We start from the raw sequence: 3,109 nt of genomic DNA on the forward strand, positions 1-3,109 counted from the left end.
ATAATATTCATCAAGTTGAGGAAGGGCGTAGTTTATTACCATATCAACATCATCTACATCTAGACCACGAGCCGCAATATCTGTTGCGATTAAAATATCGATAGTGTTATTTCTAAATTTTTTCATAACTTGATCTCTTTGAGTCTGCTTTAAATCGCCGTGAAGGCCATCTACTAGGTAAGATTTTTTGCTAAGAGATTCTACGAGTTTGTCAACTTTTCTTTTGGTATTGCAGAAAATAATGGCAAGCCTAGGCTTGTTGATTTCTAAAAGTCTGGTTAGGGTCTCTTCCTTATCTGCTTCCTTTAATTTTATATAGTGTTGGTCAATTTTATTTACAGTTAATTCTTGTGCCTTTATTTTGATTGTAAGAGGATTATCCTGATAAATTTTAGAAAATTCTGAAATTTCCTTGCCCATAGTTGCTGAGAAAAAGCAGGTTTGCCTGTCTTCGTTAGTAGCATCTAAGATAAATTTCATATCATCCCTAAAGCCCATATCAAACATCTCATCTGCTTCGTCAAGGACTACGATTTTGAGATTATCAAATTTCAAGACCTTCCTTCTCATAAGATCCATTAGTCTACCCGGCGTACCTACAACTATTTCTACACCTTTTTTAAGTGTTTTTATTTGCTTTACAATCTGTGTCCCGCCGTAGACAGATAAGATTTTAAGGCCTTTTTTATACTTAGCTAGATTTTTTATCTCTCCTGCAACCTGCATACATAGTTCTCTAGTTGGGCAGAGGATTAAGGCTTGAGTTGTGCCATTCGTATGTGTTTTTTCTAATATTGGTATTGCAAAAGCTGCAGTTTTGCCAGTGCCTGTTTGGGCTTGACCTATCACATCTTTTCCTTCTAGGAGGGGAGGAATGGTTTCTTCTTGGATTGGCGATGGGGATATAAAACCCATATCTGCGATTGCTTTTAATGTTTCTTCTGATATATTTAATTCTTTAAATTCCACTATAATTTCCTTTTCACTTTCAATAAAAAAAGCAGCCGTCATTAGACAACTGCCAAATACTTATAACATTATACTACAAATATTGATAATAGCACATAAGATCTATAAAGTTTATTTGAAATTTAATGATTTCACTTAAATTTTATAGGATTTGAATAAACGATTATTTCTTCACCATCGATATTTATAGTTTTAACTGTATTTCTGATTTTTGTGTTTTTGCTATTTAAAAGAGCTTCTTTTAAATCAAGGACTGGTTCAATGCAACAATCAGCTTCGTCAAAAATATTTACCCATTCATCCCTGATTTTTTCCATAAATATATCTCTTAGAGCTTCTTTCTTTTCCTTAAAATCTGGGCAGACACAACCAGCTTCTATCCATTCTTCTTTGCCAATAATCTTACAAAATTTCTCGAAAAATTTTGGCTCAAGAGCTCCGAAGCTTATGTATTTATTATCTTTTGTCTGGTAAAAATCATAGAGTGACCCACCATTTAGGGAGTTTTCTTCTCTGTTAGGATTTATACCAGTCATCACAAGCCCAGCTCCGGCCATAGTGTTGTATGGTATGACGCTATCTAGGATTGAAACATCGATGTAAGAGCCGTTTCCTGTAGCATTTCTCTTATTTAGGGCGGCAAGGATACCTATAATTGCATTTTGTGCAGCAGCCATATCAGCCACCTGCATACCATAAAGAACTGGACCTCCTTCTTTCCTTCCAGAGTGTCCCATAATTCCAGATAAGGCAAGAAAATTTATATCATGACCTGCCTTATCTTTGTATGGACCATCTTGGCCGTAGCCAGTAAGACTTAGGTAGATTATATCATTTTGAATTTCTCTTATGTCCTCGTAGGCGAGATTAAATTTAGCCATAACTCCTGGCCTAAATTGCTCAATTATACAATTATAGCCCTCTTCTTTGATTAACCTAATAATTTCTTTCTTGCCGGCATCATCTTTTAGGTTTAAGAAAATTTCTCTTTTTTTATTGTTCAACCAAGCCCTGTTTGCTGAAAGACCACTATTAGTTTTTGGATCAGAATCTAGGACCAAGTCTTTTCTGCCAGGGGCAGAAATTTTTAAAACCTCAGCTCCCATTTCTGCAAGCATCCAAGTCGCATAAGGTCCTGGAAGTAGGGTGGTAAAATCGAGTATCTTTAAATCTGCTAATAAATTCATAATATCCTCTTTTCTTTATATTAATAATTTACCCTTTAGTTTCATATTTAAAATCTGGTAAAATATTATTATGAGATTTTCTCATTTTTTGGAGGATTTATGGAGTACATTGTAATTTTAATGTTCTTAGCCTTTGTTATTTATAACCTAAGAGAAAGTAAGGGAAAGAAGATCAGAATAGATATTAGACCTATTTATAAAATTATATTGGTCCTAGCTGGTATTTTATATTTAGCCCTAGCTTATAAAATAGGAGGGGGAATAGAGTCTGGTATTGCAGCAATTTTTGCTCTGTTTTACCTTTGGACAATAATTTATTGCCAAGGGATTGGTCAAGATGGATTTTATGTATTACTTGGGAAATCAACCATTAGGAAAATTGAATTTTCTAATATAAGAGATATAAAGATAGATAAGGAAAATTATAAGCTTGAATTTTACTCAGAGTCAACAATTTACAAGCAAAAATATAAGAATGAAGATTTTTCAAAAGTTCTTGAAATTATAGGAAAATTTAAATGAAAAATCGCCCCAGTTGGAGCGATTTTTTTAGTAGGTAAAAATACCTGTTGATATTAAAAATAGGATAAACATGATGACTGGCAAGCAGTACTTGGTCATTATGATGTAAAGACCTTTTCTGGTAAATTTCTTGCCGCCATATTCAACTTCATCAATAACCCATTCTGGCTTCATTACCCAACCAATAAAGATTGATGATAGGAAGGCGATTAGAGGCATCATGAAACTATTTGAAATATAGTCCATTATGTCAAGAAGCTGACCTGTTGATCCGTTTGGTAGGGAAACTTCTACATAAAATTTGCTATAGCCAAGGGCAATTATAGCTGTGGCTATTAGATAAACAACAGAAAGTACAAGAGTGGTTGACTTTCTTTTTGTATTTAAGATTTCTGTTGTGTTTGCAACGATTGACTCAAGCACTGATATGC

Annotated in this window: 3 protein-coding genes and 1 pseudogene; 1 reads left to right on the forward strand and 3 read right to left on the reverse strand. The window is 33.9% G+C overall.

Going from position 1 to position 3,109, the window contains the following annotated elements; genetic code table 11:
- Together RQ893_RS08825 and RQ893_RS08830 are read right to left on the reverse strand one after the other, a co-directional pair.
- Nucleotides 1-1,011 (reverse strand): DEAD/DEAH box helicase (locus RQ893_RS08825; RefSeq protein WP_311482641.1); only part of this gene is annotated, 1,011 nt, incomplete at its 3' end.
- An 89-nt stretch (nt 1,012-1,100) separates the two neighbouring features.
- Nucleotides 1,101-2,156, reverse strand: a complete 1,056-nt coding sequence (locus RQ893_RS08830) for a CaiB/BaiF CoA-transferase family protein (protein WP_311482642.1) — start codon at nt 2,154-2,156, stop codon at nt 1,101-1,103.
- Between the two features lie 99 nt (nt 2,157-2,255).
- Between RQ893_RS08830 and RQ893_RS08835 the strand changes: the two genes are divergently transcribed.
- Nucleotides 2,256-2,678 (forward strand): hypothetical protein, encoded by a 423-nt coding sequence (locus RQ893_RS08835; protein ID WP_311482643.1) that lies wholly within the window; start codon nt 2,256-2,258, stop codon nt 2,676-2,678.
- A 27-nt stretch (nt 2,679-2,705) separates the two neighbouring features.
- Here RQ893_RS08835 and RQ893_RS08840 read toward each other — a convergent pair.
- Nucleotides 2,706-3,109, reverse strand: a pseudogene (locus RQ893_RS08840) (sodium-dependent transporter); the annotation flags it as partial.

The sequence above is a fragment of the uncultured Anaerococcus sp. genome (assembly GCF_963510915.1).
Classification (GTDB): domain Bacteria; phylum Bacillota; class Clostridia; order Tissierellales; family Peptoniphilaceae; genus Anaerococcus.

Bases quoted from the DNA above. Each gene is read 5' to 3' on its own strand.
- RQ893_RS08830 (WP_311482642.1), bottom strand. From the start codon at position 2,156: ATGAATTTATTAGCAGATTTAAAGATACTCGATTTTACCACCCTACTT.
- RQ893_RS08835 (WP_311482643.1), top strand. From the start codon at position 2,256: ATGGAGTACATTGTAATTTTAATGTTCTTAGCCTTTGTTATTTATAAC.